The sequence below is a fragment of the Mesorhizobium sp. CO1-1-11 genome (assembly GCF_020164995.1).
Classification (GTDB): domain Bacteria; phylum Pseudomonadota; class Alphaproteobacteria; order Rhizobiales; family Rhizobiaceae; genus Mesorhizobium; species Mesorhizobium australicum.
Genome location: NZ_JAIUHE010000009.1, coordinates 17,370 through 43,416 on the forward strand (window position 1 = coordinate 17,370; position 26,047 = coordinate 43,416).

Below are 26,047 nucleotides of genomic sequence, written 5' to 3' on the forward strand. Positions count from 1 at the left end.
TGAAGCCATTTCACTGGCGTCGTGGGAGAAAATCAAGCGCAATCGGTGATTTGGGGGAAGCGGACGATCAGTATGTTGCGGCTGCCTAAAATTAAGGCAGCCCAAATACGAGCTTGATCAGCCTTTGCCTCGTGCCGGGGCAACTGACTCGCACTGTTAGAAGGCGCGGAAGGTGACGACGGTGAACGTGTCCTTGATGCCGGGAAGAATCTGCACCTTCTCGTTGACGAAATGGCCGACGTCCTCTTCGTCGTCGACATAGAATTTGGCGAGCAGATCGTAGTTGCCGGCGGTGGAGTAGATTTCCGAGGCGATCTCGGCGTCGGCAAGCGCGCTGGCAACCTCATAGGATTTGCCCAGCTCGCATTTGATCTGCACGAAAAACGCCTTCATGGCTTCGTCCCGCTAAACTTCCAGGTCCAAGCGGCCCTTCTGGCAGACTGGAGGCAGCCTTTCAAGCACTGGAATGCGCGCTTAGCCGGCGCGGGGTCCCGGCCACCGCCTCGCGCGGCTCCGCAACCGGCATGCCGTGCTTGCAGAGCCTGCCGCCGATCACCAGCGCGGGCATGCCCTGCAATATCGTTCGGCTTCTGCACCGAGGCGCGACGAATATTGGCGGCCGCTGAAACCGTGAGGCGCCCTGGAACGTATGTTAGGATGTCTCCTGGAACTTCTGGAGGCGGTTCGAGGACGGTGGAGACAAGCCATGCGCCGCGGCTTTTTCGCATTCGCGTTCGTTTCGCTCATGCTGGCTTTCCAGGCGTCTGCCGGAGATGCCGAGATCAAGGCTGGTCAGGCCGTCATCGACAGTCAGTTGAAGGCCCTCATCGCCGATGACGGCGCCAAGGCGTACAGCTTTGCCGCCCCAAACGTGAAGCAGATATTCCCGACCGTCGATGCCTTCATGAATATGGTGACCAACGGCTACCCGCCTGTGCGCAAACCCCAGTCCTATGCTTTCGGCAAGGTCGAGCAGACTGGTCCCGGTTCGATCGTCCAGCAAGTGCTGATCGTCGGCCCCGACGGCAAGGACTACGAGGCGGTCTACACGCTGCAGCAGCAGCCTGACGGCACATTCCAGATCACCGGCTGCAGCCTGCGGGCGTCGAACTCGCTCAGCACCTGAACGGGTCTACAGCGCCGGGATATCGCCCCTCGCCCAACCCTCTGATATCTCGGCCCCGCGTGCCTCGAAGCCGCCGGTCTCGATCGCGGCGCGGATATCCTGCATAAGCTTTTGGTAATACGAAAGATTGTTCCAGGTCAGCAGCATCGCGCCGAGCGCCTCCTGCGAGCGCACCAGATGGTGCAGATAGGCACGCGAATAATCCCTGGCTGCCGGGCAGTCGCTCTCTTCATCGAGCGGGCGCGGATCGTCGGCATGGCGGGCGTTGCGCAGGTTGACCTTGCCGCGCCTAGTATAGGCCAGCCCGTGCCGGCCGGCGCGCGTCGGCATCACGCAATCGAACATGTCGATGCCGCGGGCAACCGATTTCAGGATATCGTCCGGGGTTCCCACGCCCATCAGATAGCGTGGCTTGTTATCTGGCAGTTCGGGACAGGTGATGTCGAGCATGTCGAGCATCACCGCCTGCGGCTCGCCGACGGCCAAGCCGCCGACAGCATAGCCCTTGAGCTCCATCGCGCTCAGCGCCTGTGCCGAGCGAACCCTGAGCGCCGCGTTGTCACCACCCTGCACGATGCCGAACATCGCTTTGCCCGGCTGGTCGCCGAACGCCGTCTTGCAGCGCTCCGCCCAGCGCAGCGACAGTTCCATGGCGCGCTCGATCTCCTTGACCTCGGCCGGCAGCGCGGTGCATTCGTCGAGTTGCATCTGGATGTCGGAATCGAGCAGACCTTGAATTTCGATCGAGCGCTCCGGCGACATCTCGTAGGCCGCACCATCGATGTGAGAGCGGAAGGTGACGCCTTTTTCCGTCAGCTTCCTCAGCTTCGACAGCGACATCACCTGAAAACCGCCGCTGTCGGTCAGGATCGGGTGCGGCCAACGGGCGAATTCGTGCAGACCGCCGAGCCGCGCCACGCGCTCGGCCCCGGGCCGCAGCATCAGGTGATAGGTGTTGCCCAGGATGATGTCGGCACCAACGCCGCGCACCTGGTCCATGTACATGGCTTTGACCGTGCCACCGGTGCCGACCGGCATGAAGGCCGGCGTGCGGATTTCGCCGCGCGGCATGTCGATCAGGCCGCGCCGCGCCTTGCCATCGGTCGCCAACACCCTGAAGGTGAAATTCTCAGCCATTGAATTCCTTGTCGAATACCGGCGCATCCGGCGCCTGCTCGTCGAGCGACTGACGGTATTGGATGCAGCCGCGCATGAATTTTGGCCAGGGCGGCACCGCGATTGACGGCTCGGTCCTTTCCGGCAGCAGGTCCCACAGATCGGGGTGATGCCAGCAGAGGTCATGACCTGATGTATCGCGGTGCGCGCGAATGCCGGCGCGCAGCCTTTTCACTTCCGCGATCAGCCTGTCGCGGTCGAAGGTTTGCAGATCATCGTCCATCGTTCTCCTCCCTGAACAAAAGACTGGCGTCTCCATAGGAATAGAACCTGTAACCGCTCTCGATGGCATGCGCATAGGCGGCACGCATCGTGTCGAGGCCACTGAAAGCCGAGACCAGCATGAACAGCGTCGAGCGCGGCAGATGGAAGTTGGTCATCAGCATGTCGGCCGTGCGAAAGCGGTAGCCGGGCGTGATGAAGATGTCGGTCGGTCCGGACCACGGCGCCAGCGTGCCGTCTTCACGCGCCGCACTCTCGAGCAGGCGCAGCGAGGTCGTACCGACGGCAATGACGCGCCCGCCCCTCGCCTTCGCCGCATTGAGCGCATCGGCGGTCGCCTGGCTGACCGAGCCGATCTCGGCATGCATCTTATGGTCCGCGGTATCGTCCGCCTTGACCGGCAGGAACGTACCGGCGCCCACATGCAAGGTGACGAAGCGGCGTTCGACCCCTTTGGCGTCCAGCGCCGCGAAAAGCGCCGGCGTGAAGTGCAGGCCCGCGGTGGGCGCCGCTACCGCGCCTTCTTCCCGGGCATAGATGGTCTGGTAGTCGGCACGATCGCGCTCGTCGTCATCGCGCTTCGAGGCGATGTAGGGCGGTAGTGGAATGTGGCCGACCGCGTGCAGCGCTTCGTCGAGGAAAGGACCGGATAGATCAAAGCCGAGCAGCGCTTCGCCGCCCTCGCCTTTTTCGATCACGGTGGCGTCGAGTTGGCCGAGGAAACAGGAATTGCCTTCATGGCCGAAATGGATGCGGTCGCCGGCGGCAATGCGCTTGCCCGGCCGCATGAAGGCCAGCCAGCGGTCCGGCGCCATGCGCATGTGCAGCGTGGCCTCGACTTGCGACTGTGCTTCGCCGCGCCGCCTGATGCCTTTCAACTGCGCCGGAATGACCTTGGTGTCGTTGAAAACCAGCACGTCGCCGGCGCGGAGCAAGGATGGCAGGTCGCCAACCGTCCCGTCCTCCAGCCCCTTGCCTGGCTTGACCACCAGCATTTTGGCGCTGTCGCGCGGTTCTGCCGGGCGAAGCGCGATGCGCTCCTCCGGCAGGTCGAAGTCAAAGAGGTCGACGCGCATCGGGACTCAAAACAGCCGAACGAGCAGCGCTCCGGCCAGCAGAAGCACCGCGCCGGCGACGCGGCCGAGCGAGATTTCACGCACAGCGACCCCAAGGAAGCCGACGCGGTCGATGAGCATGCCCGCAAGCAACTGGCCGGCCACCAGGAACGCCATCAGCGCGGCCGCGCCGATGCGCGGCGTCAGGATCGTCGAAAGCGTGACATAGAAGCCGCCGAGCATGCCGCCGGCGACAAACAACCAGGGCGCGGGCGCCTTCCAGTCAAGCGAGATGCCCTGCAGCTTCACCACCGTGACGGAGATGATGCCAAGCACGACCGCGCCCGACAGGAACGAAAACGCGGCCGCCGCGACCGGGAGACCCAGGCCGCGCGCAAGCTGCGAATTGATCGGCGCCTGGATGGCAATGAAGGCGCCGGACAGGATGCCGAGAAGCGACCAGACGACGCCCATCATTGTCGTTTGTCCTTACTTGACGTCGGCCGCGACCTTTAGGGACACGATCTTGTCGGGATCCTGCACCGGCTCGCCGCGCTTGATCTTGTCGACATTGTCCATGCCCTCGATGACCTGGCCCCAGACCGTGTACTGGCGGTTGAGGAACGCGGCGTCGTCGAAGCAGATGAAGAACTGCGAATTGGCCGAGTTCGGGTTCTGCGAACGAGCCATCGAGCAGGTGCCGCGGCCGTGGTTCGCGTTGGAGAACTCGGCCTTCAGGTCAGGCTTTTCCGAGCCGCCCATGCCGGCGCGAGACGGCGCGAAGCTGGGCTTGCTGGAATTGCCGAATTTCACGTCGCCGGTCTGCGCCATGAAGCCTTCGATGACGCGGTGGAAGACGACGCCGTCATAGGCGCCTTCACGCGCCAATTCCTTGATGCGGGCGACATGGCCAGGAGCCAAATCGGGAAACAGTTCGATGACGACCTTGCCCTTGGTCGTTTCCATGATGAGCGCGTTCTCGCGGTCCTTGATCTCAGCCATGTCAGATATCCTTTTGTAAAATTGGAACTATTTGTCGGCGGCGATGCGCACTTTGATCATCCGGTCGGGATCGATGACCGTGCCATTGTCCGCCTCGTCGCCCTTCTTGATCTTGTCCACCAGGTCCATGCCGCTGACGACATTGCCGACAATCGTATACTGGCCATCGAGCGGCGGCGCCGGTGCGAACATGATGAAGAACTGCGAATTGGCGGAGTTCGGATCCTGCGAACGGGCCATGCCGACCACGCCGCGCTTGTAATGCTCGGCCTGCGAGAACTCGGCAGGCAGGTCGGGCAGGTCGGAGCCGCCGGTGCCGACGGCCTGGGCATTGAAGCCCTTATTCATGTTGCCGAACTTGACGTCGCCGGTCTGCGCCATGAAGCCATCGATGACACGGTGGAATGCGACATTGTCGTAGGCATGGTCACGCACCAGCTTCTTGATCTGCGCGACATGCTTGGGCGCCAGATCGGGGCGCAGCGCGATGGTCACGTCGCCATCTTTCAGCGTGATGATCATCGTGTTTTCCGGATCTGCGGCATAGGCCGAGACCGATGCGGTCACGAGACCGGCGAGCACAACAAGGAATGAGGCGAGCCTTTTGAGCTGCATGAGGGTTCTCCGAGCTTATTTCGCGAATTTTGCGGTGAGCGCGCCGGCCACGGCCGCCGGCACGAAGGGGCGGATGTCGCCGCCCATCGAGGCTATCTGGCGCACAAGTGTGGCGGTAATGGTGCGCACCGACGGGCTGGCGGGCAGGAAAACCGTCTGCAATTCAGGCGCCATGGTTTCGTTCATGCCGGCCATCTGCATTTCGTAGTCGAGGTCGGTGCCGTCGCGCAGACCGCGGATCATGATCGAGGCGCCTTCTCTCCTGGCCGCATCGATCACCAGCCCATCGAAGGCAACCACCTTGATGCGGGCGCCATCGCGGCCGAATTCGGCCTTCGCGGCGGCTTCGATCAACTGCACCCGATCCTCGAACGAAAACAGCGGCTTCTTGCCCGGATGAATGCCGATCGCGGCATAAACAATGTCGGCAACCGCCAGCGACGCTTTCAGCACATCGAGATGGCCGTTGGTCAGCGGGTCGAAGGAGCCGGCATAAAGGGCGATGCGTTCGGTCATGGCGGAGCTTCTAGCGAGCCTCTTTCACAAAGGCAAATCCGATTGGCAGGCGGCCCATGAACCTTTTCCGGCGCATGAACGACAGATGAACACGCTGATCACGAAGCCTTCACGCAGCGTTCACTAGGCTGCACCCTTAATAAGATGAAACCAAAGTCCCATATATCCGTTGTAAGGCGCAGGAGAACACGCACATGCTGATCTACATGCTCGCCACCGCAATGACCGTCGCCATGCTGATCGCCACAGTATTCGGGCTGCATCAGGAAGCACAGCGCATCCGCGTCAAGGCCACCACCAAGCGCTTCGAAGGCTTTGGCCTGCGCAAGCCGTATCGCCACTACTAAGACAGTCCGCAACGCTGCCGCGCCGGCCGACAGGCCGGCGTTGCTATGTCAAACGTACCAGGAACTATTCGGCGTTGTCCGGACCGCTGTCATTCGAATCCGGCCCCGCGCCACCCTCGACGGCCTCTTCCACTTCCTCGTCCGATTGCGGCTCCGAAATCCGCTCGACCGAAACCACCTTTTCACCTTCAGCCGTGTTGAAGATGGTCACGCCCTTGGTGGCGCGGCTAGCGAAACGGATGCCGTTAACGGGTACCCGGATGACGGTGCCGCCATCCGACACCAGCATGATCTGATCGTCATTGCCGACCGGGAAGGTTGCCACCAGCTGGCCGATTTCGGCTGCCTTGGACACGTCGGTGGCACGGATCCCCTTGCCGCCGCGGCCGGTCAGGCGGAAGTCGTAGGACGACGAGCGCTTGCCGTATCCATATTCGGTCACCGTCAGCACGTACTGCTCATGCGCCTTGAGGAATTCGTAGCGGTCGTCTGGAAGCTCGGTCTCCTCGCCGATCTCCTCATTGGTGAGCGCGATCTCTTCTTCCTCTCCGGCTGTCTCGGCGGCAAGCCGCCGCTCCGACGCCGCCCGCTTGAGGTAAGCGGCGCGTTCCGCCGGTGAAGCATTGACATGCTCGATCACCGACATGGAGATGATGCGGTCGGTTTCAGCCATGGTTATGCCGCGAACGCCGACGGAATTGCGGCTCTGGAAGACGCGCACGTCGCCGACGGAGAAGCGAATGCACTGGCCCGAATTCGCCGTCAGAAGCACGTCGTCATTGTCGGTGCAGGTCTCGACGCCGAGAATTTCGTCGCCCTCCTCCTCCAGCTTCATGGCGATCTTGCCGTTGCGATTGACCTGGACGAAGTCGGACAATTTGTTGCGGCGCACGGTGCCGCGCGTCGTGGCGAACATCACGTCGAGATCGCCCCAGCTCGTCTCGTCCTCGGGCAGCGGCATGATGGTGGTGATGCGCTCGCCCTGCTCCAGCGGCAGCATGTTGATCAGCGCCTTGCCGCGTGACTGCGGGTTGCCGATCGGCAGCCGCCAGACCTTTTCCTTGTAGACGATGCCGCGCGAGGAGAAGAACAGCACCGGCGTGTGGGTGTTGGCCACGAACAGCCGGGTGACGAAATCCTCTTCCTTGGTCGACATGCCGGAGCGGCCCTTGCCGCCGCGGCGCTGCGCCCGATAGAGCGACAGCGGCACGCGCTTGATGTAGCCGGAATGGCTCACCGTCACGACCATGTCCTCGCGCTGGATCAGATCCTCATCTTCCATGTCCGCGCCGCCATCGGTGAGCTCGGTGCGGCGTGGCGTGCCGAATTCGTCGCGCACGGCGGCGAGCTCGTCCTTGACGATCTGCTGGATGCGCGCGCGCGACGACAGAATGTCGAGGTAGTCCTTGATCTCGTCGCCGATCGTATTCAACTCATCGGCGATTTCGTCGCGGCCAAGCGCGGTCAGGCGCTGCAGGCGCAGTTCGAGGATAGCGCGCGCCTGTTCCTCGGACAGATTGTAGGTGCCGTCCTCGTTGATACGATGGCGCGGATCGTCGATCAGGAGGATCAACGATTCAACGTCACCCGAGGGCCAGCGCCGCTCCATCAACTGCTCGCGCGCCGTCTGCGGGTCCGCCGCGGTACGGATCAGCTTGATGACCTCGTCGATGTTGGCGACGGCGATGGCCAGGCCAACCAGCACATGGGCGCGGTCCCGCGCCTTGCGCAGCAGGAACTTCGTCCGCCGGCTGATCACCTCCTCGCGGAAGGTGACGAACGCCTTCAGCATGTCGGTCAGGTTCAGCAGTTCCGGCTTGCCGCCGTTCAGAGCCACCATATTGGCGCCGAAAGAGGTCTGCAGCGGCGTGAACCGGTAGAGCTGGTTGAGGACGACGTCGGCAACGGCGTCACGCTTGAGCTCGATGACGACGCGATAACCCTGGCGGTCGCTTTCGTCGCGGATATCGGAAATGCCCTCGACGCGCTTGTCGCGCACCAGTTCGGCCATCTTCTCGATCATCGAGGCCTTGTTCACCTGGTAGGGAACCTCGGTGATGATGATCGATTCGCGGTCATTGCCGCGCTGCTCTATGTTGACCTTGCCGCGCATGACGATGGAGCCGCGGCCGGTGGAATAGGCGCTGTAGATGCCGGAACGGCCAAGCACGATGCCGCCGGTCGGGAAATCGGGGCCCGGAATGATCTCCATCAGCGCCGGCAGGTCGATCGCCGGATTGTCGATGACGGCAATAGCGGCGTTGCAGACTTCACCGAGATTGTGCGGCGGGATGTTGGTGGCCATGCCGACGGCAATGCCGCCCGAACCGTTGACCAGCAGATTGGGAAAGCGCGCCGGCAGAACCTTAGGCTCGGTGTCCGAAGCATCATAAGTGTCCTGGAAATCGACGGTATCCTTGTCGATGTCCTCCAACAGCTCGTGCGCGACCTTGGTCAGGCGCGATTCGGTGTAGCGCATCGCCGCCGGCGGATCGCCGTCGATCGAACCGAAATTGCCCTGCCCGTCGATCAGCGGCACGCGCAACGACCAGTCCTGCGCCATGCGCACCAGGGCGTCATAGATCGAGGCGTCGCCATGCGGATGGTATTTACCCATCACGTCGGCGACGGGGCGCGCCGATTTCACATATTTGCGGTTCCAGTGATAGCCGCTCTCATGGGCGGCATAGAGGATGCGACGGTGCACCGGCTTCAGGCCGTCGCGCACATCGGGCAGCGCACGACTGACGATCACGCTCATGGCGTAATCGAGATAGGAGCGCTGCATCTCCTCGATGATGGATATCGGCTCGATGCCGCTAGGGCCGCCGTCTGTGCCGCGCGGTGTCTTCTGGTCGGTCAAATCGGATCACAATCTAATCAGGAATCACTCGCTGCTTATATAGGAAGCGAGGCCGAAACTCCAATGTCCGGGGCACTTTTCCAGTGTCAATTTTAGCGGTAATTTCAAGTGGATACCACTGATTGCGACGATATGGCCACGACCTTTCGCCGCCAGCAAGGCAAAAGCCGGCAATGGACCGTTTTCCCCAGACGAACGCCCCGAGCGCGATCAATTGGAGCTCCTGGCAACTTTTCAGCGGCTGCCAACGCGCCCGGACCGATACCGGCCAGGCGTTTCGCCCATGACGCGCCGAAACCGGCGGTTGAAGGTCGACAGATCGTTGAAGCCGGCTTCGAAAGCAATTGCCGAGATGGCATCGTTGGACGTGCGCAATCGCACCGCCACACGATGCAATCGGGTCCTGAGCAGGTATTGATAGGGCGTCATGCCGGCAACCTGCCGGAAGGTGCGCAGGAAATGATAAGGACTGGTCGCGGTCTCATCCGCCAACGCTGGAAGCGAGACCGGTCCGTCGGCATCCAGTTCGATCCGCCTCACCGCCTCGGCAACCCTTTTCTGGTCGCGGCGGCTTGGATCGCGACTGGCGTGCCTTGCGCCTGAGATTGTCGCCACGGCGGCACCGGCGATGCGCAGGGCAAGTTCCTCGAAGGCGCCTGCGTCGGCCATGTCGCGCGCGGCTTCCGCCTCGGCCAGCAGCGGTGCGATGGCGGGTAACGGCGGCAGGCGGGGCGTCTCGAAGGTGAGCTTCCCAGCGCCCGGTACGTCGGCGACGATCCGGTCCATATAAGCCGGCCCGAAATGGAAGGAGAGGCAACGGTCGCCGCTGCCATGCTCGTGCCCGCATTCGTAGCATGTGCCGGAATTGCCAAGCAGGAGGCTGCCTGGCGCGAGCATTGCGGTGCCTTGCTGTGCGCGATAGCGGAAGGTGCCACTGGTGACCGCCGCGACGCAAAAATCCCGATGGACTTCCTCGAACGGCCGATCGCCGGCGCTGGCCGTGCAGATCACATCCGCCACGTGCCAGCCAGGTCCGGATGCAAGGGTATTCGCGGTCGCCGTCATGGCTGAAATATAGCAATTTTTCCCAAGCCCAAAACCCCGGCGGCACCTATTGCTCGCGGTCTCCTGACAAGAAGAGATCGCAGCCATGCCCGACCAATCCACATTTGCCGAAGCCTTGCACAGTCCCGGACCGATCCAAGGGCTTGCCGAAAAACTGAGCCTTTACGGCCGCTTCGTCGGTGCGTGGACGTTTGACGCCGCGCGCCATCTCGAGGACGGCACGGTGCTGACCGGACGCGGCGAGGTGCACTTCGGCTGGGCGCTGGAAGGCCGCGCCATCCAGGATGTCTGGATCCTGCCCGCGCGTGACGCCGGCCCCTCGCCATCGCTTGGCAAATGGACCTTTTACGGCACGACGCTGCGGGTCTATGACCCCGGAATCGATGCCTGGCACATCTTCTGGAGCGACCCGCGCAACCAGTATTTCAGCCGCCAGCTCGGCCGCGCCGAAGGCGACACGATCGTGCAGGTCGGCGCCGACGGCACTGGTTCCTCGGTACGCTGGAGCTTTTCGCGCATCACCGAGAATTCCTTCCGATGGCTCGGCGAGCGCTCGCATGACGGCGCGGACTGGCACCTCGAAGTCGAGTTCCTGGCGCGTCGTCAAACTAAAAGATGACCCCACAACCCTTAGTAACAATGGAGAAAACCATGTTCGATCATATCTCGATCGGCGTTCGCGACGTCACTGCCTCCAAACGTTTCTACGATGCCGCGCTGAGGCCGCTCGGCTTCACTTGCGTCAGCCAATCGCCGGGTTCGCTCGGCTATGGTGTCCAGGCTGTCGCGCCCCAGGCTGTCGCGCTGTGGGTCAACGAGGCGGCGCGCCCGGTGCCGGCGGACGAAAGATCCGGCCTGCATTTCTGCTTCGCCGCGCCGACACGGGATAGCGTCGGTGCCTTTCATGCCGGGGCGTTGCGCGAAGGCGGCAGCGACAATGGCGGACCGGGCCTGCGCGCCGACTATGGCGAGAACTATTACGCGGCCTTCGTTGTCGATCCGGACGGCTATCGCCTGGAGGCCTATTGCGGCGCTGCCGCCTAACCTGCGGTTCTGACTGTTCCCACCGACCGGGCTTTGCTCTACCAATGTGGGTACGGGCTTGGCCCGGCGGGAGGGTCAGCGATGCCGAGTTTCGACAGCCTGTTCAATGCCTTCGTCACCATTCTCGTGACCATCGATCCGCCTGGGCTGGCGCCTCTGTTCCTCGCCGTGACACGCGGCATGAACCGCGAGGAGCGCAGCCAGGTTTCCGTGCGCGCCTCGGTCATCGGTTTTCTGGTGATGGCGCTGTTTGCGGTGGCCGGCGCATCGATCCTGTCGGTGTTCGGCATCACCTTGCCGGCGTTCCGTGTCGCCGGCGGGTTCCTGCTGTTCTTCATCGCCTTTGAAATGGTGTTCGAGCGCCGGCAGGACCGCAAGGAAAAGATCGGCGACGTCGCCATCACCAAGGACATGATCCACAACATCGCCGCCTTCCCCCTGGCGATCCCGCTGATCGCCGGCCCCGGCGCGATTTCCGCGACGGTGCTGCTCTCAGGCTCGTTTCAGGGTTTTGCGGCGCAGGCGGCCCTGGTCGGCATCATTCTTGTCTGCCTCGTCATAACCTATCTGGTATTCGTGCTGTCGGAACGCATCGACCGCATCCTCGGCCAGACCGGCCGCTCGATCCTGACCCGCCTGCTCGGGGTTATCCTGGCGGCACTGGCCGTGCAGTTCGTGGCAGATGGCATCAAGGCGCTGATGGCCTCGTAGGCCCGCTTATTTTGCGGTCGTATCGATGACTTCAAAGTCGTGGGTAATCCTCGCGGTCTTGGCCATCATGGCGGAGGCCGAGCAGTATTTTTCGATCGAAAGGTCGATTGCCCGCTTGACCTTGTCGCTGGACAGCGCCCGACCCTTGACGATGAAATGCATATGGATGCGGGTGAACACTTTGGGATCGGTTTCGGAGCGGTCGGAATCGAGCTCGACCACGCAATCCTCGACGGCCTCGCGCCCCTTTTCGAGGATATGGACGACATCATAGGCCGAGCAGCCGCCGGTACCGATCAGCACCAGTTCCATCGGGCTCGGTCCCGGCGTCTTGCCTTCCGGGCCTGACGCCGTGCCCAGCACGACCTTGTGGCCGCTGCTGGACTCGCCGACGAAGGTGCGCTCCTCGACCCATTTTACCCGTGCCTTCATCGCCAGTCCTCTTACGTCTCTGATCGCGCCAACGTCAGCTCAAAACCACCATGCAAAACCCCGAAAGTCCATGCGGACCCTCGGGGCATATCAAGTAAAGGCATTCGCTATTTGGTGCGGCTTTCGATCAGAACGGAATTTCGTCGTCCAGTTCGCGCGACGAACCACCGCCACCGCCGCCCCTGGGAGCGTTGCCGCCACCGCGGTTGAACCCTTCGTTCGGGCTCGACTGGCCGAAATCGGAACCACGGCTGCTGCCGCCACCGCTGTAGCCGCCAACCTGACCGCCCTCACCCTGGCCACGCGCGTCGAGCATCTGCAACTCGCCGCGGAATTTCTGCAGCACGACTTCGGTCGTGTATTTGTCGGCACCGGTCTGGTCCTGCCATTTGCGCGTCTGCAGCTGGCCCTCGACATAAACCTTCATGCCCTTCTTCAGATACTGCTCCGCCACCTTGGCGATGCCCTCATTGAAGATGACGACGTTATGCCACTCGGTCTTTTCCTTGCGCTCGCCGGAATTCTTGTCGCGCCAGCTTTCCGACGTCGCGATGCGAATGTTGACGACCGGCTCGCCCGAGTTCAGGCGGCGGATTTCAGGGTCAGCGCCGAGATTGCCGACCAGAATGACCTTGTTGACGCTACCCGCCATGATATTTCTCCGCGCTATCCGAAACAAATTTTTGTCGCAGCACCTTACAGGCTACGCACGTCAGCCGCTTGCCAAGGCTGGCTTTTCCCACAAGGTTTTTGTTCCCTTTTCGTTCCTATATGCACCGCCGCCAATTGTCAAGGAATGGCAGCAATGCCGGAACGCCGCATATGGGTCTCAAAACAGCGCTTGCCAAATCGATAAGTATCGACTTATGCTTTTGTCATGATCGAAGCAGAGATTTTCCGCGCCTTGGCCGACCCGACACGCCGCGCCGTCTTTGAGCGTCTCGCCACAAGCGAGATGAGCGTGTCGGAATTGCGCAGCGGCCTGACGGTGTCGCAACCGGCGGTGTCGCAGCATCTGGCGGTGCTGCGGGGCGCCGGCCTCGTGGTCGAGCGGCGCTCCGGCCGCAACGCCTATTATCGTGCGGATCCGCAGGGGCTTGCCCCGCTGCTCTCATGGATCGAACGCTACCGTACCTTCTGGCCGGAGCGCATCGAAAGGCTGAAGACGGTTTTGAAGGACATGGATCAATGAACAGCCAAAGCGAAGTCTCTCCCGATGCGATTGAGTTCGAATACGATCTTGCCGAGCCGCCGGAAAAGGTTTGGCGGGCGCTGACCGTGCCGGAACTGCTCGCCGCCTGGATGATGCCCAACGACATCAGGCCGCAGACCGGCAGCCGCTTTGCCTTCGCCGGTCAAGACGCGGCGATCGAATGCGAGATTCTCGATGCCGAGCCCGAACGCCTGCTGCGCTATTCCTGGCGCGAGCGGTCGGACGATGCCGCGCACCCACTCGACAGCACCGTCACCTTCACACTCGCCCGAACCGTTTCCGGCGGCACGCATCTGCGCATCCTCCATGACGGCTTTGCTCGCAAGGCGATGCCGGCCGTGGCCATGGCGGGGGCAGGCTGCCGACTTTCGCTGCACGGGACCGGCACGCCTATAGCCGCGAACACCCCACGCCTTCTGCTGCTGCACGCGGCTTGAACACGGAAAATTGGAGACAGAAAATGAGCGGTGTTGCCAGTCTTGTGCCGATGGTAATCGAGCAATCGAGCCGCGGCGAACGCGCATTCGACATTTTTTCGCGGCTGCTGCGCGAGCGCATCGTCTTCGTCAACGGGGAGATTAACGACGACGTCTCGGCGCTGGTCTGCGCGCAGCTTTTGTCGCTGGAGTCGGACAATCCCGAGAAGGAGATCTCGCTCTACATCAACTCGCCGGGCGGCATGGTGACCAGCGGCTTCGCCATCTACGACACGATGCAGTATATCAGCTGCCCGGTGTCGACCGTGTGCATGGGCTTTGCAGCATCGATGGGATCGTTCCTGCTGATGGCGGGCACGGCCGGACGGCGCATCGCCCTGCCCAACGCCACCATCCTGCTGCATCAGCCGCTGGGCGGCTTCCAGGGCCAGGCTTCCGACATCCAGCGGCACGCCGAACGCATCGGCCAGACCAAACGCCACATGACCGAACTCTACGCCCAGCATTGCGGCCGCAGCTATGAAGACGTCGAACGCACGCTCGACCGCGACCATTTCATGACCGCCCGCGAGGCCCAGGCGTGGGGAATTGTCGACCATGTGTTCGACACCCGCAAAAAGGCTGCGTAGGACCAGAGTGAGTCAAACCCTGCTGCTTGTCGAAGATTTGACGATCCCGCTCTGGTTCCGGTGGCGGCAGGCCCCTATAACAAGGGGATGACCGACACTCATCGATCAGGAACATCGCACCGTGTCACGGCCGCCATGGTGCTTGCCATCGTCGGCCTTGTGTCCAGGTCGGCACTTGCCGACGAGGCCTCGTCGTCGGTTCGGAAAGGCGCCCTGCCCGGCGTAACCGGCGGCTATCGCATCGCCAAGCCGGCCCCGGTGCCCGAACCCGACGACGCGTTCCCCAGCAGCGGCAACGGGCAGTTCAAGATCGGCAATACCAATGTCAGGATTTCCGGCAGCATCACCGTCGATGTCGGAGTTGGCGGGACCAAGCCACCCAGATAGGCAAAGATCGGGCCTTCCAACTGGAGCCCGCCAAAAGAACAGCCCCGCCGTGCCTTGGGCAAACGGGCGGGGCTTTTCTGGATCTCAAACCCATTTTTGCCGGGAGTGTACTGCCGGCGTTTGATTTCGGATGCTTCGCGGCATTCAGCCGACGATCCGACTAGCAGTCTCTGATTTTCAGGGATACGGCAGGTCACGGTTTGTCGGGTGGCGCAAACGCCTGCCCTTGGCACTTATGCCTGCCGCGGCTCCAGTAACAACTGAAGCCCTGGGGGACTATCCGGTGGCGTCATGCTCCGCTCCTCTTGTCCGTTGCGACATTGTCGTCGTGAAGCGCAAATCGCAAATGCCTGCGGCGTCTCGCAGGCCGCCTTGGGGCGGCGAGGCCATCGATAGACGGCCGGCTTCGCTGACTTCGCAAGACTGCTCCCGTGAGTTGGCCGCGTCAACCATCAATAGCCGGTTACGGAAAAATGTGATCGCCGGAAGCTTACGTTCGGGTCAGCTTCCGCACAGCTTTGTCAGGAGCGTGTTCGGTCTTTGTTCTTTCCGCTTGCCCCCTCGCGCGAAAGGCGGTTAAACGACTTCTGTCGAGAATTGTGGCGTCTCTCGACGTGGCGGCAAAAATAACTACATAGGGAATGGCCGGGGAAACCCGCCTATCCCACAAATTCCAGATCTGAGGCGGCGACCTGACATGGCCGACCATAAATATCTTTCCATTCGCGGGGCGCGCGAACACAATCTGAAGAATGTCGATCTCGACCTGCCGCGTGACAGCCTGATCGTCATGACCGGCCTGTCGGGCTCCGGCAAATCGTCGCTTGCTTTCGACACCATCTATGCAGAAGGCCAGCGCCGCTATGTCGAGAGCCTCTCGGCCTATGCCCGGCAATTCCTCGAAATGATGCAAAAGCCCGACGTCGACCAGATCGACGGCCTGTCGCCGGCCATCTCGATCGAGCAGAAGACCACGTCGAAGAACCCGCGTTCGACGGTCGGTACCGTCACCGAGATCTACGACTATATGCGCCTTCTGTTTGCCCGCGTCGGCGTGCCCTATTCGCCGGCCACCGGCCTGCCGATCGAGAGCCAGACGGTCAGCCAGATGGTCGACCGGGTGCTGGCCGTCGAGGAAGGCACGCGCCTGTTCCTGCTGGCGCCCATCGTGCGCGGCCGCAAGGGCGAATATCGCAAGGAACTGCTGGAGTTGCAGAAGAAGGGCTTTCAGCGCGTCAAGGTCGACGGCGTCTTCTATGAAATCGCCGATGTGCCGGCGCTGGACAAGAAATACAAGCACGACATCGACGTCGTCGTCGACCGCATCGTCGTTCGCGGCGACCTTGCCACAAGGCTTGCCGACTCCATCGAGACGGCGCTGAAGCTGGCCGAGGGGCTGGCAGTGGCCGAGTTCGCCGACAGGCCGCTCGATGCCAGCCAGACTGGCGAGGATTCGGTCAACAAGTCGAAGAACGAGACGCATGAGCGCATCCTGTTCTCGGAAAAGTTCGCCTGCCCGGTTTCCGGCTTCACCATTCCGGAAATCGAGCCCAGGCTGTTCTCCTTCAACAACCCGTTTGGCGCCTGCCCGACCTGCGACGGTCTCGGCAGCCAGCGCGCCATCGACCCCAACCTCGTGGTGCCGGACGAGAACGTGTCGCTGCGCGACGGCGCCGTCAGCCCATGGGCGAAATCGACCTCGCCCTATTACTCGCAGACGCTCGAGGCATTGGGCAAGGCGTACGACTTCAAGCTCGGCGACAAGTTCAAGGATCTTTCAGCGCAAGCCCAGGAAGCGATCCTGCGCGGCACCGGCGAGCGCGAGATCACCTTCCAGTATGATGACGGCCTGCGCTCCTACAAGACGACCAAGACCTTCGAAGGCGTCATCCCCAATCTCGAGCGCCGCTGGAAGGAGACCGAATCCGCCTGGATGCGCGAGGAGATCGAGCGTTTCATGTCGGCAACGCCCTGCCCGGTCTGCAAGGGCTACCGGCTGAAGCCGGAGGCGCTGGCGGTGAAGATCGCCGGCAAGCACATTGGCGAAGTGACGGAACAGTCGATCCGCAACGCCGACAAATGGTTCACCGACCTGCCGGCGCAGCTCAACGACAAGCAGAACGAGATCGCTGTCCGCGTCCTGAAGGAAATCCGCGAGCGTCTGCGCTTCCTCAACGATGTCGGGCTCGACTATCTCACCTTGTCGCGCAATTCCGGCACGCTGTCGGGTGGCGAAAGCCAGCGCATCCGGCTGGCCTCGCAGATCGGCTCAGGCCTGACCGGCGTGCTCTACGTGCTGGACGAGCCGTCGATCGGCCTGCACCAGCGCGACAACACGCGCCTGCTCGATACGCTCAAGCACCTGCGCGACATCGGCAACACCGTGATCGTCGTCGAGCACGACGAGGACGCAATCCTGCATGCCGACTACGTTGTCGACATGGGTCCGGCCGCAGGCATCCATGGCGGCGAGATCATCGCCCAGGGCACGCCGCAGCAGGTGATGGCCAACCCCAATTCGATCACCGGCAAATATCTGTCGGGCGCGCTCGAAGTGGCAACGCCCGGCGTGCGCCGCGAGGCGAAGAAAAACCGGCGGCTGAAGATCGTCGGCGCGCGCGGCAACAATCTGAAGAACGTCACCGCCGAAATCCCGCTCGGCACCTTCACCGCCGTCACCGGCGTATCGGGCGGCGGCAAGTCGACCTTCCTGATCGAGACGCTGTTCAAGGCGGCCTCGCGCCGCATCATGGGCTCGCGCGAACATCCGGCCGAGCATGACCGCATCGAGGGATTGGAGTTCCTCGACAAGGTCATCGACATCGACCAGTCGCCGATCGGCCGCACGCCGCGTTCGAACCCCGCCACCTATACCGGCGCCTTCACGCCGATCCGCGACTGGTTCGCCGGTCTACCGGAAGCGAAGGCGCGCGGCTATCAGCCGGGCCGTTTCTCCTTCAACGTCAAGGGCGGCCGCTGCGAGGCCTGCCAGGGCGACGGCGTCATCAAGATCGAGATGCACTTTTTGCCCGACGTCTACGTCACCTGCGACGTCTGCCATGGCAAGCGCTACAACAGGGAGACGCTCGACGTCCTGTTCAAGGGCAAGTCGATCGCCGACGTGCTCGACATGACCGTCGAGGAAGGCGTCGATTTCTTCGCCGCCGTACCCGGCGTACGCGACAAGCTGGAGACGCTGAAGCAGGTCGGCCTTGGTTATATCCACATCGGCCAGCAGGCGACGACGCTGTCCGGCGGTGAAGCGCAGCGCATCAAGCTCGCCAAGGAACTGTCGCGCAAGGCGACCGGCAAGACGCTCTACATCCTCGACGAGCCGACCACCGGCCTGCATTTCCACGACGTCGCCAAGCTGTTGGAAGTGCTGCATGAACTGGTCGACCAAGGCAATACGGTGGTGGTCATCGAGCACAATCTCGAAGTGATAAAAACCGCAGACTGGGTGCTCGACCTCGGCCCCGAGGGCGGTGATGGCGGCGGCGAACTGGTCGCCTCGGGCACGCCGGAAGCGATCGTGCGCGAAAAGCGCAGCTACACCGGCCAGTTCCTGAAGGAACTGCTGGAGCGACGCCCCGGAGGCAAACGCGAAGCGGCGGAGTGATGGGTAAGGATGATCTCATCACGGTCCAGAGCAGCTTTGGGGTGAGGCTTGCCGGCCCCGAAAATCTCGCCGCAATCGTCGCGCTGACGCAAGCCGCCTACGCTCCCTACAATGCCATACTCGATGCACCGCCGATCCCGGTTACCGAGGACTACGCGCCGCGTATTGCCCAGGGCCAGGTCTGGCTGCTGGAGAGCGGTGATGAACTTGCCGGAGTGATCACGCTGGAGCGGCATGAAGATCACGCGATGATCTTCTCCGTCGCGGTGTCGCCTGCCTTCCAGGCAAGGGGTTCGGTATTGCATTGCTGAAGCACGCTGACGAGCAGGCGCGGCAGTGGGGCCTGCCGGAGATACGGCTCTACACCAATGCGAAAATGGAACGAAACATCGCGCTCTATCTCGCTTACGGCTATCGCGAAACGGGTCGCCGGCCCAATCCCTACCGGCCAGGGTGGATACTCGTCGACATGGCCAAACCCGTCGACAACAGGTCCACCACGGCCTGATCGCCACTAGAAATCTGGGAGGACGACAATGAGCAAATCGGGAACAATCCGCGCCGGCATGGGCGGCTGGACCTTCGAACCCTGGGACACGTCCTTCTACCCCGAGAAACTGTCGAAGGCCAAGCAACTGCAATACGCTACCCGGCAGGTGCCGAGCATCGAGGTCAACGGCACTTATTATTCGAGCTTCAAGGAGCCGACCTTCGTCAAATGGGCCAACGAAGCACCTGACAATTTCGTCTATTCGCTGAAAGGCAACCGCTTCGTTACCAACCGGCGCGTGCTGGGCGAGGCCGGTGAATCGATGATGCGTTTCCTGGGTTCCGGCGTTGCCGCGCTCGGCGACAAGCTGGGACCGATCCTGTGGCAGTTCGCTCCGACCAAGAAGTTCGATCCGGACGATTTCGAGGCGTTTCTGAAGCTGCTGCCGGAAAAGCAGGATGGTGTCGCGCTGCGCCACGCGCTGGAAGTGCGCAACGACAGTTTCATCGTGCCGGAATTCCCAGCGCTCGCCCGCAAATACAAGGCGGCGATCGTCTATGCCGATCATGCCAAATATCCTGACATCGCCGACATCACTGGCGATTTCATCTACGCCCGGCTGCAGACCGGCTCGGATGACAATCCGGACTGCTACACGCCAAAGGGCCTCGACGAATGGGCGGCGCGGGCCAAGATCTGGGCGCAAGGCAAGCAGCCGGCGGATCTGCGGCGCGCCGACCCTGCCAGCGACGCGCCGGTCCAACCGCGCGACGTGTTCGTCTACTTCATCACCGAGGGCAAGGTGCGGGCGCCGTTCGGGGCGATGGCATTGATGAGGCGCGTAGCCGACTGAAAAGGCATCAGTCGGTTCCAGCTACACACAATAGGCGCATAGCCTGTGCGTATTAGCGTAGCAAAGCGCCTGTTCCTGGGCATCTTCGCCACGATCGTAACCTTATCGACACTTCCTTGCCGCATGAATGCGCCGACGCCAAGCCGCAGAGCTGGGACCGCCGCCGGCAGGGAAAGAGGGCATGTCGCTCGACTACACTTCACTTCTGCTGGCCGTCGGTTTCTCGGCCGCTTGCCTCAGCCTGACATTGTTCGGCATGTGGCTGACCGCCCGCTCGGAAAAATTCCTGCTGACATGGGCGATCAGCCTGGTGTTCGTGGTCGGCGATATTTTTATCTATGACGCCTATATCGGGATGCCGGGACGCCTGCTCGGCATCGCCACCTCGGCGTTTCTGCTGATCGGCTTTTCGACGATGCTGGGTGCGGCCTATCAGTTCCGAACCGGCGGCTCGCCACTGCCGCGGACCCTGTGGGGTTGCTATTCCCTGGCGATAGCGTTGCCCCCCATGGCTCTGGGCTACGATGGCCTCGGCTTCGTGGCGGAGAACATGTTTGCCGCCGTGCTCCTGTTCGCCACGGCTTTCGAATACTGGAAGGGCCGTGATGAGGCACCCGCCCTGACGATCGGCATCACCGCGCTCTATTCGGCCACGGCCACCTCCTTCGGGCTCTGCGCCATGGTTCTCGCCTGGGAAGGAAAACTGGTGCTCGGACATGCACCAAGCAACTGGGCCGAGGAGCTCAGCCTCGTCGTGGTTATCGCCAGCATGACAGGTATTGGCGCGCTCTCGCTTGCCCTCAATCAGGGGCGTCTGGCGAGGCACCACCATCGCAACGCCCAGACGGATTCCCTGACCGGCCTGCTCAACCGGCGCGCGCTGTTCGACATGCATGGCCATGTCCCGGTCGGCGCCTTTACCGCGGTGGTCGTCTTCGACCTCGACAACTTCAAAACCATCAACGACGAATTCGGCCATGCGGCGGGCGATGAAGTGCTGAGGGTGTTCGCCAACGAGTTGGTAGCCAACCTTCGGCCGGCCGACGTCGCCGCGCGCATGGGCGGCGAGGAATTCGCGCTGGTACTGAAGCGCACGCTGCCGGAGGCGGTCGAGGAAGCAGCCGAGCGTATCCGGGCGGCTTTCGCGACGCGACTGATAGAAACCGAAACCGGTTCCCTCACCTGTACGGTCAGCGCCGGATTTGCGTTTGGCAGCAAAGAGGGCATCAGCCTGGACAAGGTACTCAGCGCCGCCGACAAGGCGCTCTATGACGCCAAGCGGGGAGGTCGCAACCGCGTCACCGCCTCGCCATTCCGACGCGCGAGCTAAACGCGCGTATCATGCCAAGCCCGCCGGGCGACATGCATTAGGCCGCCATGACGATTTCATTGAAGGTATCGAGATCGACATAGAAGACCTTGGTGATCTCCTCGATCAGGTCGTCGTAGTCACAGCCCTGTGACCTCAGAATGTTGATGGCGGCGATGATGTCGACGCGTTCGGTAAGCCGCCGCTTCTGGTAGTCTTCGACGTAACGTTCCATGGCTGTCCCTTAGCCTGTGTGCCCAAACGCGTTTGAACGACAATCAGATCGGGAAGGTAGGAAGCCTTGCTTGCGTGGAACTTGCAGGGCCTTTGCCGCGCCGCGATCTGCGATAACCAGACTGATACGGAAACGGCCGACTCACAAAGCCACGGAAACACTAGCATGCGATATTGCATGTGCCAGAGACGCAGATGATGGATGTAGGAAATATTGGTCTTGCCAATAACTTCAAATCTTCAATGAAGTCTGGCGCCGATTCTAGACCGTGAGGAATTTGCGGACATCAGCCCGGTCTAAATCTTCCGCTGGGCCGGTGTGGACGATCTGGCCGCGATCCATGATGTTGACCTCGTCAGCGAGTTCGCGGCAGAAATCGAGATACTGTTCGACCAGCAGCACCGCAATGCCGGCCTGGTCGCGCAGATAGCGTATGGCGCGGCCGATATCCTTGATGACAGAGGGCTGGATGCCTTCGGTCGGCTCGTCGAGCACCAGCAGCTTCGGCCGCATCACGAGTGCCCTGCCGATGGCGAGCTGCTGTTGCTGGCCGCCGGAAAGATCGCCGCCACGGCGGCCAAGCATCTGCTTCAGCACCGGAAACAGCTCGAAGACGTGCGCCGGCACGTTGCGGTCGGCGCGCTTCAAGGGCGCGAAGCCGGATTCGAGATTTTCCCGCACGCTGAGCAGCGGAAAGATCTCCCTGCCCTGCGGAACGAATGCGATGCCCGACCGGGCGCGGTCATACGCCGCGCTCCGGTCGAGCGCCTTCCCCTCGAAGGCAACGCTTCCGCTCGTCAGCCTGTGGTGGCCGACGATCGATCTCATCAAACTGGTCTTGCCGACGCCGTTGCGGCCGAGCACGCAGGTGATCTTGCCGGCGCCCGCCTTCAGCGATACGCCGCGCAACGCCTGGGCGGCGCCGTAGTGCAGCGTGGCATTGGAAACCTCGAGCATGTCAGCGCCTTCTCCAGAACCTCAGCAAAGACAGATCGAAGCGATGGAATTGAACCCGCCAATGCATGCTCATCTCCCCAGATAGACTTCGACGACGCGCTCGTCGGCCGAAACGAAATCGAGCGTCCCTTCCGAGAGCACCGAGCCTTCATGCAGGCAGGTAACCTTGACGCCGAGTTCGCGGACGAAATGCATGTCGTGTTCGACGACAATGACTGAGTGGTCACGGGCGATATCCCTGAGCAGCCGCGCGGTTTCCTCGGTCTCGGCATCGGTCATACCGGCCACCGGCTCGTCGACCAGCAGCAGCTTCGGGTCCTGCGCGAGAAGCATGCCGATCTCCAGCCACTGTTTTTGCCCATGGCTGAGATTGGCCGCCAATTCCCTGCGTTTGTCGCCCAACCGGATGATGCCAAGGATGTCATCGATCTGCCGCGCCTCGGCGGGCGATTGGCGATGGAACAGCGCCGGGAAGATCGAACGCGGCCCCTTCAGCGCCAGCATCAGGTTTTCTTCGATCGTGTGGCTTTCGAAAACGGTCGGCTTCTGGAATTTGCGGCCGATGCCCATCATGGCTATCTCGGCTTCGTCATGCCTGGTCAGGTCCACCTGGCCGTCGAAGAACACTTCGCCCTCATCCGGCCTCGTCTTGCCGGTGACGATGTCCATCATCGTCGTCTTGCCGGCGCCGTTGGGGCCGATGATGGCGCGCATCTCGCCCTTGTCGAGCACCAGGGACAGATTGTTGATGGCGCGAAAGCCGTCGAAGGACACTGAGACGCCGTCGAGATAGAGGATAGTGTTGGATTTGCTCATGGTCGCTTACTCCGCCGCCTGCGGTTCGGGGTCGGACCAGGACCACTCGCCTGGGTTTCTAGCCGGCGAGCGAGCGGGCTTCGAGGTCGCGGACGCGATGCCAACCTCGGCGCCGGCTTCTTCAGCCAGGGACGCCACGCGCAGCGCCCTGGCATTGCCGCGCCAGCTGTCCCACATGCCGATGATGCCCTTGGGCAGGAGCAAGGTGACGGCGACGAACAGGCCCCCGAGCGCGAACAGCCAGAATTCCGGCAGCACGCCGGTGAACCAGGATTTGCCGGCATTGACCAGCAACGCGCCGATGATCGGCCCGACAATGGTGCCGCGGCCGCCGACCGCCGCCCAGATCACCACCTCGATCGAATTGGCCGGCTCGAATTCGCCTGGATTGATGATGCCGACCTGCGGCACGTAGAGCGCGCCGGCAATGCCTGCCATGACGGCCGAAACGGTAAAAGCGAACAGCTTTACGTTCTCCGCCCGCCAGCCGAGGAAGCGCGTGCGGCTCTCGGCGTCGCGCACGGCCATCAGCAGCTTGCCGTATTTGGAGCCGACGATCGCCCAGGTGATGAAAACGGCGAGTGCCAGCATCACCGCGCTGGCCGCGAACAGTGCCGAACGGGTGGTATCGGCCTGCACGTTGAAGCCCAGAATATCCTTGAAATCGGTCAGGCCGTTATTGCCTCCGAAACCCATGTCGTTGCGGAAGAAGGCAAGCAGCAGCGCATAGGTCATCGCCTGGGTGATGATGGAGAGGTAGACACCGGTGACGCGGCTGCGGAAGGCGAACCAGCCGAAGATGAAGGCAAGCAGGCCGGGCACCGCCAGCACCATGATGGCGGCGAACCAGAAATGGTCGAAACCGGTCCAGAACCAGGGCAATTCCTTGTAGTTCAGGAACACCATGAAATCGGGCAGGATCGGGTTGCCGTAGACGCCGCGCGAGCCGATCTGGCGCATCAGATACATTCCCATCGCATAGCCGCCGAGCGCGAAGAAGGCGCCGTGGCCGAGCGAGAGGATACCGCAATAGCCCCAGACCAGATCGAGCGAGAGCGCCAGCAGTGCATAGCAGAGATATTTGCCGGTCAGCGCCACGATGTAGGACGGAATGTAGAAGGCGCTTGTCGGCGAGACGGCCAGGTTAAGCACCGGCACGATTATAGCCACCGCCAGCAGGATGAAGATGGTGATGGCGATGCGGCGATCCGCGCCGGCGGCAAAGAAGCGTCCCGATATCATGCTTCCACCGCCCTGCCCTTGAGCGCGAACAGGCCTCGCGGGCGCTTCTGGATGAACAGGATGATCAGCACCAGCACGACGATCTTGCCGAGCACCGCGCCGGCATAGGGCTCGAGAACCTTGTTGACGATGCCGAGCGAAAAGGCGCCGACCAATGTACCCCAGAGATTGCCGACACCGCCGAAGACGACCACCATGAAGCTGTCGATGATGTAGCCGCGACCAAGATTGGGCGAGACATTGTCGATCTGGCTGAGCGCGACGCCGGCGATACCGGCAATGCCGGATCCCAGCGCGAAGGTCAGCGCGTCGACCCAGGGCGTCCTGATGCCCATCGAGGCGGCCATGCGCCGGTTGGCGGTGACGGCGCGCATCTGCAGCCCCCAGGGCGTGCGCTTCATCACATAGAGCAACATGCCGAATACCGTGAGCGCGAACACCAGAATCCACAGACGGTTCCAGGTGATGGCCAGTTGCCCGACGTCGAAGGAGCCGGACATCCAGGACGGATTGCCGACCTCCTGGTTGGTCGGTCCGAAGATCGAGCGCACCGCCTGCTGCAGGATGAGCGAGACGCCCCAGGTTGCCAGCAGCGTCTCCAGCGGCCGGCCGTAGAGGAACCGGATCACGCCGCGCTCGATGATGAGACCGACGAATGCCGCGACCAGGAAGGCGAGCGGCAGCGCGATCACCAGCGACCAGTCGAACAAGCCGGGAAAGGACGTCCGGATCACCTGCTGGACGACGAAGGTCGTATAGGCGCCAAGCATCACCATCTCGCCATGCGCCATGTTGATGACGCCCATGACGCCGAAGGTGATGGCAAGCCCGATCGCTGCCAGCAGCAGCACCGAACCCAGCGAAATCCCGTACCAGATGTTCTGTCCGGCATCCCACAAGGCCAGCGTCGAATTGATGTTGGCGATCGCTGCGGTCGCCGCGTCCTTGACCGCGCCGGAGGCACTGCCCTCGACCGAAGTGAGCAGCGAAACCGCGTCGCGGTCGCCACGCGCGCCGATCAGGGCGACCGCGGCGAGTTTGTCGGCCTCGGGCCTGTCGGAAACAAGCACCGAGGCCGCGCGGGCCTGTTCGAGCAGAGCCTTGACGCTGGCCACGGTCTCGCCGGCGATCGCCGTGTCGAGTGGCTCGATGTTGGCTGCGTCGGGCGTCTTGAACATGGTGCGGGCGGCGGCCAGCCGCACGGCCGGATCCTTGGCGCCAAGCGTCAGCGTGCCGAGCGCATCGCGGATGACGCGGCGCAGCGTGTTGTTGACCTTGATCTTGGCGACGTCGCCCTTGGCCGCCTCGCCGGATGCTTCGCTGCTGAGCGGATCGAAAAGCTGGACGCTTTCGCCGGTTTCCTTGCCGACGAAGACCAGGGAATCCGCTTTGCGGATATAGAGATTGCCGTCGGCGAGTGCCGAAAGCGGGTGTTCGACCAAGGGATCGCCGGTGGCGGCGAGGTCATGCACGACGGCTCCGGTCTCGGAAAAGCCCTTGGCGGTCGCGAACTTGGCGATGATGGCGCGCAGATCGGCTTCGCCTGCGCCCGACGACGACAGTGTCGCCAGCAGGAACAACAGCGTCAGGCCAATCGTGCGGATCAAGGTCATCGGCTTGTGTTAACCCTTGAAGGTTTGAAATGGGCGCGTCCGGACGGTGGAGGAAACCGTCCGGACGCGTGCG

At 62.5% G+C, this 26,047-nt stretch carries 29 protein-coding genes and 1 pseudogene; 13 read left to right on the forward strand and 17 right to left on the reverse strand.

From position 1 onward, the window contains the following. Nucleotides 1–156: 156 nt before the first annotated feature. Complete coding sequence (locus tag LB554_RS12090) at nucleotides 157–393, reverse strand: Lrp/AsnC family transcriptional regulator (RefSeq protein WP_010909609.1); 237 nt, start codon at nucleotides 391–393, stop codon at nucleotides 157–159. A 313-nt stretch (nucleotides 394–706) separates the two neighbouring features. Here LB554_RS12090 and LB554_RS12095 point away from each other — a divergent pair, with 313 nt between their 5' ends. Then, nucleotides 707–1,126: a DUF4864 domain-containing protein gene (locus LB554_RS12095; protein ID WP_015317725.1), complete on the forward strand. Its 420-nt coding sequence runs from the start codon at nucleotides 707–709 to the stop codon at nucleotides 1,124–1,126. A 6-nt stretch (nucleotides 1,127–1,132) separates the two neighbouring features. Here the strand turns inward: LB554_RS12095 and tgt are convergent, their stop codons facing one another. The 7 genes from tgt to coaD form a co-directional block, all read right to left on the reverse strand. Next, nucleotides 1,133–2,263 carry a tRNA guanosine(34) transglycosylase Tgt gene (tgt, locus tag LB554_RS12100; protein WP_224584735.1) on the reverse strand — a complete coding sequence of 377 codons (1,131 nt, stop codon included), beginning with the start codon at nucleotides 2,261–2,263 and terminating at the stop codon, nucleotides 1,133–1,135. Then, a complete protein-coding gene (locus LB554_RS12105; protein WP_140616328.1) occupies nucleotides 2,256–2,525 on the reverse strand; it encodes a hypothetical protein in 270 nt (89 codons plus the stop codon). The genes tgt and LB554_RS12105 overlap by 8 nt, the downstream gene beginning before the upstream one ends. Then, the gene (gene queA, locus LB554_RS12110; protein WP_224584737.1) at nucleotides 2,515–3,600 is read right to left on the reverse strand and encodes a tRNA preQ1(34) S-adenosylmethionine ribosyltransferase-isomerase QueA; all 1,086 of its coding nucleotides are present in this window, start codon (nucleotides 3,598–3,600) and stop codon (nucleotides 2,515–2,517) included. The genes LB554_RS12105 and queA overlap by 11 nt, the downstream gene beginning before the upstream one ends. A 6-nt stretch (nucleotides 3,601–3,606) precedes the next feature. Continuing rightward, nucleotides 3,607–4,056 carry a DMT family transporter gene (locus tag LB554_RS12115; protein WP_023773870.1) on the reverse strand — a complete coding sequence of 150 codons (450 nt, stop codon included), beginning with the start codon at nucleotides 4,054–4,056 and terminating at the stop codon, nucleotides 3,607–3,609. Nucleotides 4,057–4,068: 12 nt separating this feature from the next. Further along, entirely contained in the window at nucleotides 4,069–4,581 is a 513-nt protein-coding gene (locus tag LB554_RS12120) for a peptidylprolyl isomerase (RefSeq protein ID WP_015317720.1), read from the reverse strand. Nucleotides 4,582–4,608: 27 nt separating this feature from the next. Beyond that, on the reverse strand, nucleotides 4,609–5,103 hold the full coding sequence (locus tag LB554_RS12125) for a peptidylprolyl isomerase (RefSeq protein ID WP_411961388.1): 495 nt from the start codon (nucleotides 5,101–5,103) through the stop codon (nucleotides 4,609–4,611). A gap of 108 nt (nucleotides 5,104–5,211) precedes the next feature. Then, entirely contained in the window at nucleotides 5,212–5,712 is a 501-nt protein-coding gene (coaD, locus tag LB554_RS12130) for a pantetheine-phosphate adenylyltransferase (protein WP_015317718.1), read from the reverse strand. Nucleotides 5,713–5,906: 194 nt separating this feature from the next. Between coaD and LB554_RS12135 the strand changes: the two genes are divergently transcribed. After that, entirely contained in the window at nucleotides 5,907–6,059 is a 153-nt protein-coding gene (locus tag LB554_RS12135; protein WP_015317717.1) for a hypothetical protein, read from the forward strand. Nucleotides 6,060–6,123: 64 nt separating this feature from the next. On the opposite strand, the gene gyrA is transcribed toward LB554_RS12135, so the two are convergent. Both gyrA and LB554_RS12145 read right to left on the reverse strand, forming a co-directional pair. After that, nucleotides 6,124–8,922, reverse strand: coding sequence for a DNA gyrase subunit A (gyrA, locus tag LB554_RS12140; RefSeq protein WP_015317716.1), 2,799 nt, complete (start codon nucleotides 8,920–8,922; stop codon nucleotides 6,124–6,126). 234 nt (nucleotides 8,923–9,156) lie between these two features. Then, nucleotides 9,157–9,987: a helix-turn-helix transcriptional regulator gene (locus LB554_RS12145; RefSeq protein WP_224584742.1), complete on the reverse strand. Its 831-nt coding sequence runs from the start codon at nucleotides 9,985–9,987 to the stop codon at nucleotides 9,157–9,159. Between the two features lie 85 nt (nucleotides 9,988–10,072). Between LB554_RS12145 and LB554_RS12150 the strand changes: the two genes are divergently transcribed. From LB554_RS12150 to LB554_RS12160, 3 genes are all read left to right on the forward strand, one after another. Then, on the forward strand, nucleotides 10,073–10,606 hold the full coding sequence (locus LB554_RS12150; RefSeq protein ID WP_224584743.1) for a hypothetical protein: 534 nt from the start codon (nucleotides 10,073–10,075) through the stop codon (nucleotides 10,604–10,606). A 32-nt stretch (nucleotides 10,607–10,638) separates the two neighbouring features. After that, nucleotides 10,639–11,031 (forward strand): VOC family protein, encoded by a 393-nt coding sequence (locus LB554_RS12155; protein WP_140716872.1) that lies wholly within the window; start codon nucleotides 10,639–10,641, stop codon nucleotides 11,029–11,031. Nucleotides 11,032–11,112: 81 nt separating this feature from the next. After that, nucleotides 11,113–11,742: a MarC family protein gene (locus LB554_RS12160; protein WP_015317712.1), complete on the forward strand. Its 630-nt coding sequence runs from the start codon at nucleotides 11,113–11,115 to the stop codon at nucleotides 11,740–11,742. 6 nt (nucleotides 11,743–11,748) lie between these two features. On the opposite strand, the gene LB554_RS12165 is transcribed toward LB554_RS12160, so the two are convergent. Next, nucleotides 11,749–12,174 (reverse strand): OsmC family protein, encoded by a 426-nt coding sequence (locus LB554_RS12165; RefSeq protein ID WP_224584745.1) that lies wholly within the window; start codon nucleotides 12,172–12,174, stop codon nucleotides 11,749–11,751. A 127-nt stretch (nucleotides 12,175–12,301) separates the two neighbouring features. Next, the gene (locus LB554_RS12170; protein ID WP_023773877.1) at nucleotides 12,302–12,826 is read right to left on the reverse strand and encodes a single-stranded DNA-binding protein; all 525 of its coding nucleotides are present in this window, start codon (nucleotides 12,824–12,826) and stop codon (nucleotides 12,302–12,304) included. 225 nt (nucleotides 12,827–13,051) lie between these two features. On the opposite strand from LB554_RS12170, the gene LB554_RS12175 reads away from it, so the two are divergent. The 8 genes and pseudogenes from LB554_RS12175 to LB554_RS12210 all read left to right on the forward strand — a co-directional run bounded on the left by LB554_RS12175 (nucleotide 13,052) and on the right by LB554_RS12210 (nucleotide 21,132). Further along, on the forward strand, nucleotides 13,052–13,366 hold the full coding sequence (locus LB554_RS12175) for an ArsR/SmtB family transcription factor (protein WP_224584754.1): 315 nt from the start codon (nucleotides 13,052–13,054) through the stop codon (nucleotides 13,364–13,366). Next, nucleotides 13,363–13,824: an SRPBCC family protein gene (locus LB554_RS12180; protein ID WP_140716868.1), complete on the forward strand. Its 462-nt coding sequence runs from the start codon at nucleotides 13,363–13,365 to the stop codon at nucleotides 13,822–13,824. The genes LB554_RS12175 and LB554_RS12180 overlap by 4 nt, the downstream gene beginning before the upstream one ends. Nucleotides 13,825–13,847: 23 nt before the next feature. Then, complete coding sequence (locus LB554_RS12185) at nucleotides 13,848–14,453, forward strand: ATP-dependent Clp protease proteolytic subunit (protein WP_140716866.1); 606 nt, start codon at nucleotides 13,848–13,850, stop codon at nucleotides 14,451–14,453. A gap of 87 nt (nucleotides 14,454–14,540) precedes the next feature. After that, entirely contained in the window at nucleotides 14,541–14,840 is a 300-nt protein-coding gene (locus LB554_RS12190) for a hypothetical protein (RefSeq protein WP_224584757.1), read from the forward strand. A gap of 697 nt (nucleotides 14,841–15,537) precedes the next feature. Further along, entirely contained in the window at nucleotides 15,538–18,459 is a 2,922-nt protein-coding gene (gene uvrA / locus LB554_RS12195) for an excinuclease ABC subunit UvrA (RefSeq protein ID WP_140664219.1), read from the forward strand. After that, nucleotides 18,459–18,967: pseudogene (locus LB554_RS12200) on the forward strand (GNAT family N-acetyltransferase). Before uvrA ends, LB554_RS12200 begins: the two are co-directional and overlap by 1 nt. 28 nt (nucleotides 18,968–18,995) lie before the next feature. Continuing rightward, nucleotides 18,996–19,802 (forward strand): DUF72 domain-containing protein, encoded by an 807-nt coding sequence (locus LB554_RS12205; protein ID WP_140664221.1) that lies wholly within the window; start codon nucleotides 18,996–18,998, stop codon nucleotides 19,800–19,802. A gap of 181 nt (nucleotides 19,803–19,983) precedes the next feature. Then, nucleotides 19,984–21,132, forward strand: a complete 1,149-nt coding sequence (locus tag LB554_RS12210) for a GGDEF domain-containing protein (RefSeq protein WP_224584759.1) — start codon at nucleotides 19,984–19,986, stop codon at nucleotides 21,130–21,132. 37 nt (nucleotides 21,133–21,169) lie between these two features. Here the strand turns inward: LB554_RS12210 and LB554_RS12215 are convergent, their stop codons facing one another. The 5 genes from LB554_RS12215 to urtB all read right to left on the reverse strand — a co-directional run bounded on the left by LB554_RS12215 (nucleotide 21,170) and on the right by urtB (nucleotide 25,974). Continuing rightward, entirely contained in the window at nucleotides 21,170–21,346 is a 177-nt protein-coding gene (locus LB554_RS12215; RefSeq protein ID WP_013531844.1) for a hypothetical protein, read from the reverse strand. Nucleotides 21,347–21,607: 261 nt separating this feature from the next. Further along, nucleotides 21,608–22,303, reverse strand: a complete 696-nt coding sequence (gene urtE / locus LB554_RS12220; protein WP_140616298.1) for an urea ABC transporter ATP-binding subunit UrtE — start codon at nucleotides 22,301–22,303, stop codon at nucleotides 21,608–21,610. Between the two features lie 69 nt (nucleotides 22,304–22,372). After that, on the reverse strand, nucleotides 22,373–23,119 hold the full coding sequence (gene urtD, locus LB554_RS12225) for an urea ABC transporter ATP-binding protein UrtD (protein WP_015317700.1): 747 nt from the start codon (nucleotides 23,117–23,119) through the stop codon (nucleotides 22,373–22,375). Between the two features lie 6 nt (nucleotides 23,120–23,125). Then, entirely contained in the window at nucleotides 23,126–24,361 is a 1,236-nt protein-coding gene (gene urtC / locus LB554_RS12230; protein WP_140821786.1) for an urea ABC transporter permease subunit UrtC, read from the reverse strand. Next, complete coding sequence (gene urtB, locus LB554_RS12235) at nucleotides 24,358–25,974, reverse strand: urea ABC transporter permease subunit UrtB (protein WP_224584760.1); 1,617 nt, start codon at nucleotides 25,972–25,974, stop codon at nucleotides 24,358–24,360. The genes urtC and urtB overlap by 4 nt, the downstream gene beginning before the upstream one ends. Between the last annotated feature and the right edge of the window lie 73 nt (nucleotides 25,975–26,047).

Bases quoted from the DNA above. Each gene is read 5' to 3' on its own strand.
- LB554_RS12180 (WP_140716868.1), top strand. From the start codon at position 13,363: ATGAACAGCCAAAGCGAAGTCTCTCCCGATGCGATTGAGTTCGAATAC.
- uvrA (WP_140664219.1), top strand. From the start codon at position 15,538: ATGGCCGACCATAAATATCTTTCCATTCGCGGGGCGCGCGAACACAAT.
- urtC (WP_140821786.1), bottom strand. From the start codon at position 24,361: ATGATATCGGGACGCTTCTTTGCCGCCGGCGCGGATCGCCGCATCGCC.
- urtE (WP_140616298.1), bottom strand. From the start codon at position 22,303: ATGCTCGAGGTTTCCAATGCCACGCTGCACTACGGCGCCGCCCAGGCG.
- LB554_RS12175 (WP_224584754.1), top strand. From the start codon at position 13,052: ATGATCGAAGCAGAGATTTTCCGCGCCTTGGCCGACCCGACACGCCGC.
- tgt (WP_224584735.1), bottom strand. From the start codon at position 2,263: ATGGCTGAGAATTTCACCTTCAGGGTGTTGGCGACCGATGGCAAGGCG.
- LB554_RS12155 (WP_140716872.1), top strand. From the start codon at position 10,639: ATGTTCGATCATATCTCGATCGGCGTTCGCGACGTCACTGCCTCCAAA.
- LB554_RS12210 (WP_224584759.1), top strand. From the start codon at position 19,984: ATGTCGCTCGACTACACTTCACTTCTGCTGGCCGTCGGTTTCTCGGCC.
- LB554_RS12125 (WP_411961388.1), bottom strand. From the start codon at position 5,103: ATGATCATCACGCTGAAAGATGGCGACGTGACCATCGCGCTGCGCCCC.
- urtB (WP_224584760.1), bottom strand. From the start codon at position 25,974: ATGACCTTGATCCGCACGATTGGCCTGACGCTGTTGTTCCTGCTGGCG.
- LB554_RS12160 (WP_015317712.1), top strand. From the start codon at position 11,113: ATGCCGAGTTTCGACAGCCTGTTCAATGCCTTCGTCACCATTCTCGTG.
- LB554_RS12215 (WP_013531844.1), bottom strand. From the start codon at position 21,346: ATGGAACGTTACGTCGAAGACTACCAGAAGCGGCGGCTTACCGAACGC.
- LB554_RS12205 (WP_140664221.1), top strand. From the start codon at position 18,996: ATGAGCAAATCGGGAACAATCCGCGCCGGCATGGGCGGCTGGACCTTC.
- LB554_RS12135 (WP_015317717.1), top strand. From the start codon at position 5,907: ATGCTGATCTACATGCTCGCCACCGCAATGACCGTCGCCATGCTGATC.
- urtD (WP_015317700.1), bottom strand. From the start codon at position 23,119: ATGAGCAAATCCAACACTATCCTCTATCTCGACGGCGTCTCAGTGTCC.
- LB554_RS12170 (WP_023773877.1), bottom strand. From the start codon at position 12,826: ATGGCGGGTAGCGTCAACAAGGTCATTCTGGTCGGCAATCTCGGCGCT.
- LB554_RS12190 (WP_224584757.1), top strand. From the start codon at position 14,541: ATGACCGACACTCATCGATCAGGAACATCGCACCGTGTCACGGCCGCC.
- LB554_RS12120 (WP_015317720.1), bottom strand. From the start codon at position 4,581: ATGGCTGAGATCAAGGACCGCGAGAACGCGCTCATCATGGAAACGACC.
- coaD (WP_015317718.1), bottom strand. From the start codon at position 5,712: ATGACCGAACGCATCGCCCTTTATGCCGGCTCCTTCGACCCGCTGACC.
- LB554_RS12150 (WP_224584743.1), top strand. From the start codon at position 10,073: ATGCCCGACCAATCCACATTTGCCGAAGCCTTGCACAGTCCCGGACCG.
- LB554_RS12165 (WP_224584745.1), bottom strand. From the start codon at position 12,174: ATGAAGGCACGGGTAAAATGGGTCGAGGAGCGCACCTTCGTCGGCGAG.
- LB554_RS12115 (WP_023773870.1), bottom strand. From the start codon at position 4,056: ATGATGGGCGTCGTCTGGTCGCTTCTCGGCATCCTGTCCGGCGCCTTC.
- LB554_RS12090 (WP_010909609.1), bottom strand. From the start codon at position 393: ATGAAGGCGTTTTTCGTGCAGATCAAATGCGAGCTGGGCAAATCCTAT.
- LB554_RS12185 (WP_140716866.1), top strand. From the start codon at position 13,848: ATGAGCGGTGTTGCCAGTCTTGTGCCGATGGTAATCGAGCAATCGAGC.
- LB554_RS12145 (WP_224584742.1), bottom strand. From the start codon at position 9,987: ATGACGGCGACCGCGAATACCCTTGCATCCGGACCTGGCTGGCACGTG.
- queA (WP_224584737.1), bottom strand. From the start codon at position 3,600: ATGCGCGTCGACCTCTTTGACTTCGACCTGCCGGAGGAGCGCATCGCG.
- LB554_RS12095 (WP_015317725.1), top strand. From the start codon at position 707: ATGCGCCGCGGCTTTTTCGCATTCGCGTTCGTTTCGCTCATGCTGGCT.
- LB554_RS12105 (WP_140616328.1), bottom strand. From the start codon at position 2,525: ATGGACGATGATCTGCAAACCTTCGACCGCGACAGGCTGATCGCGGAA.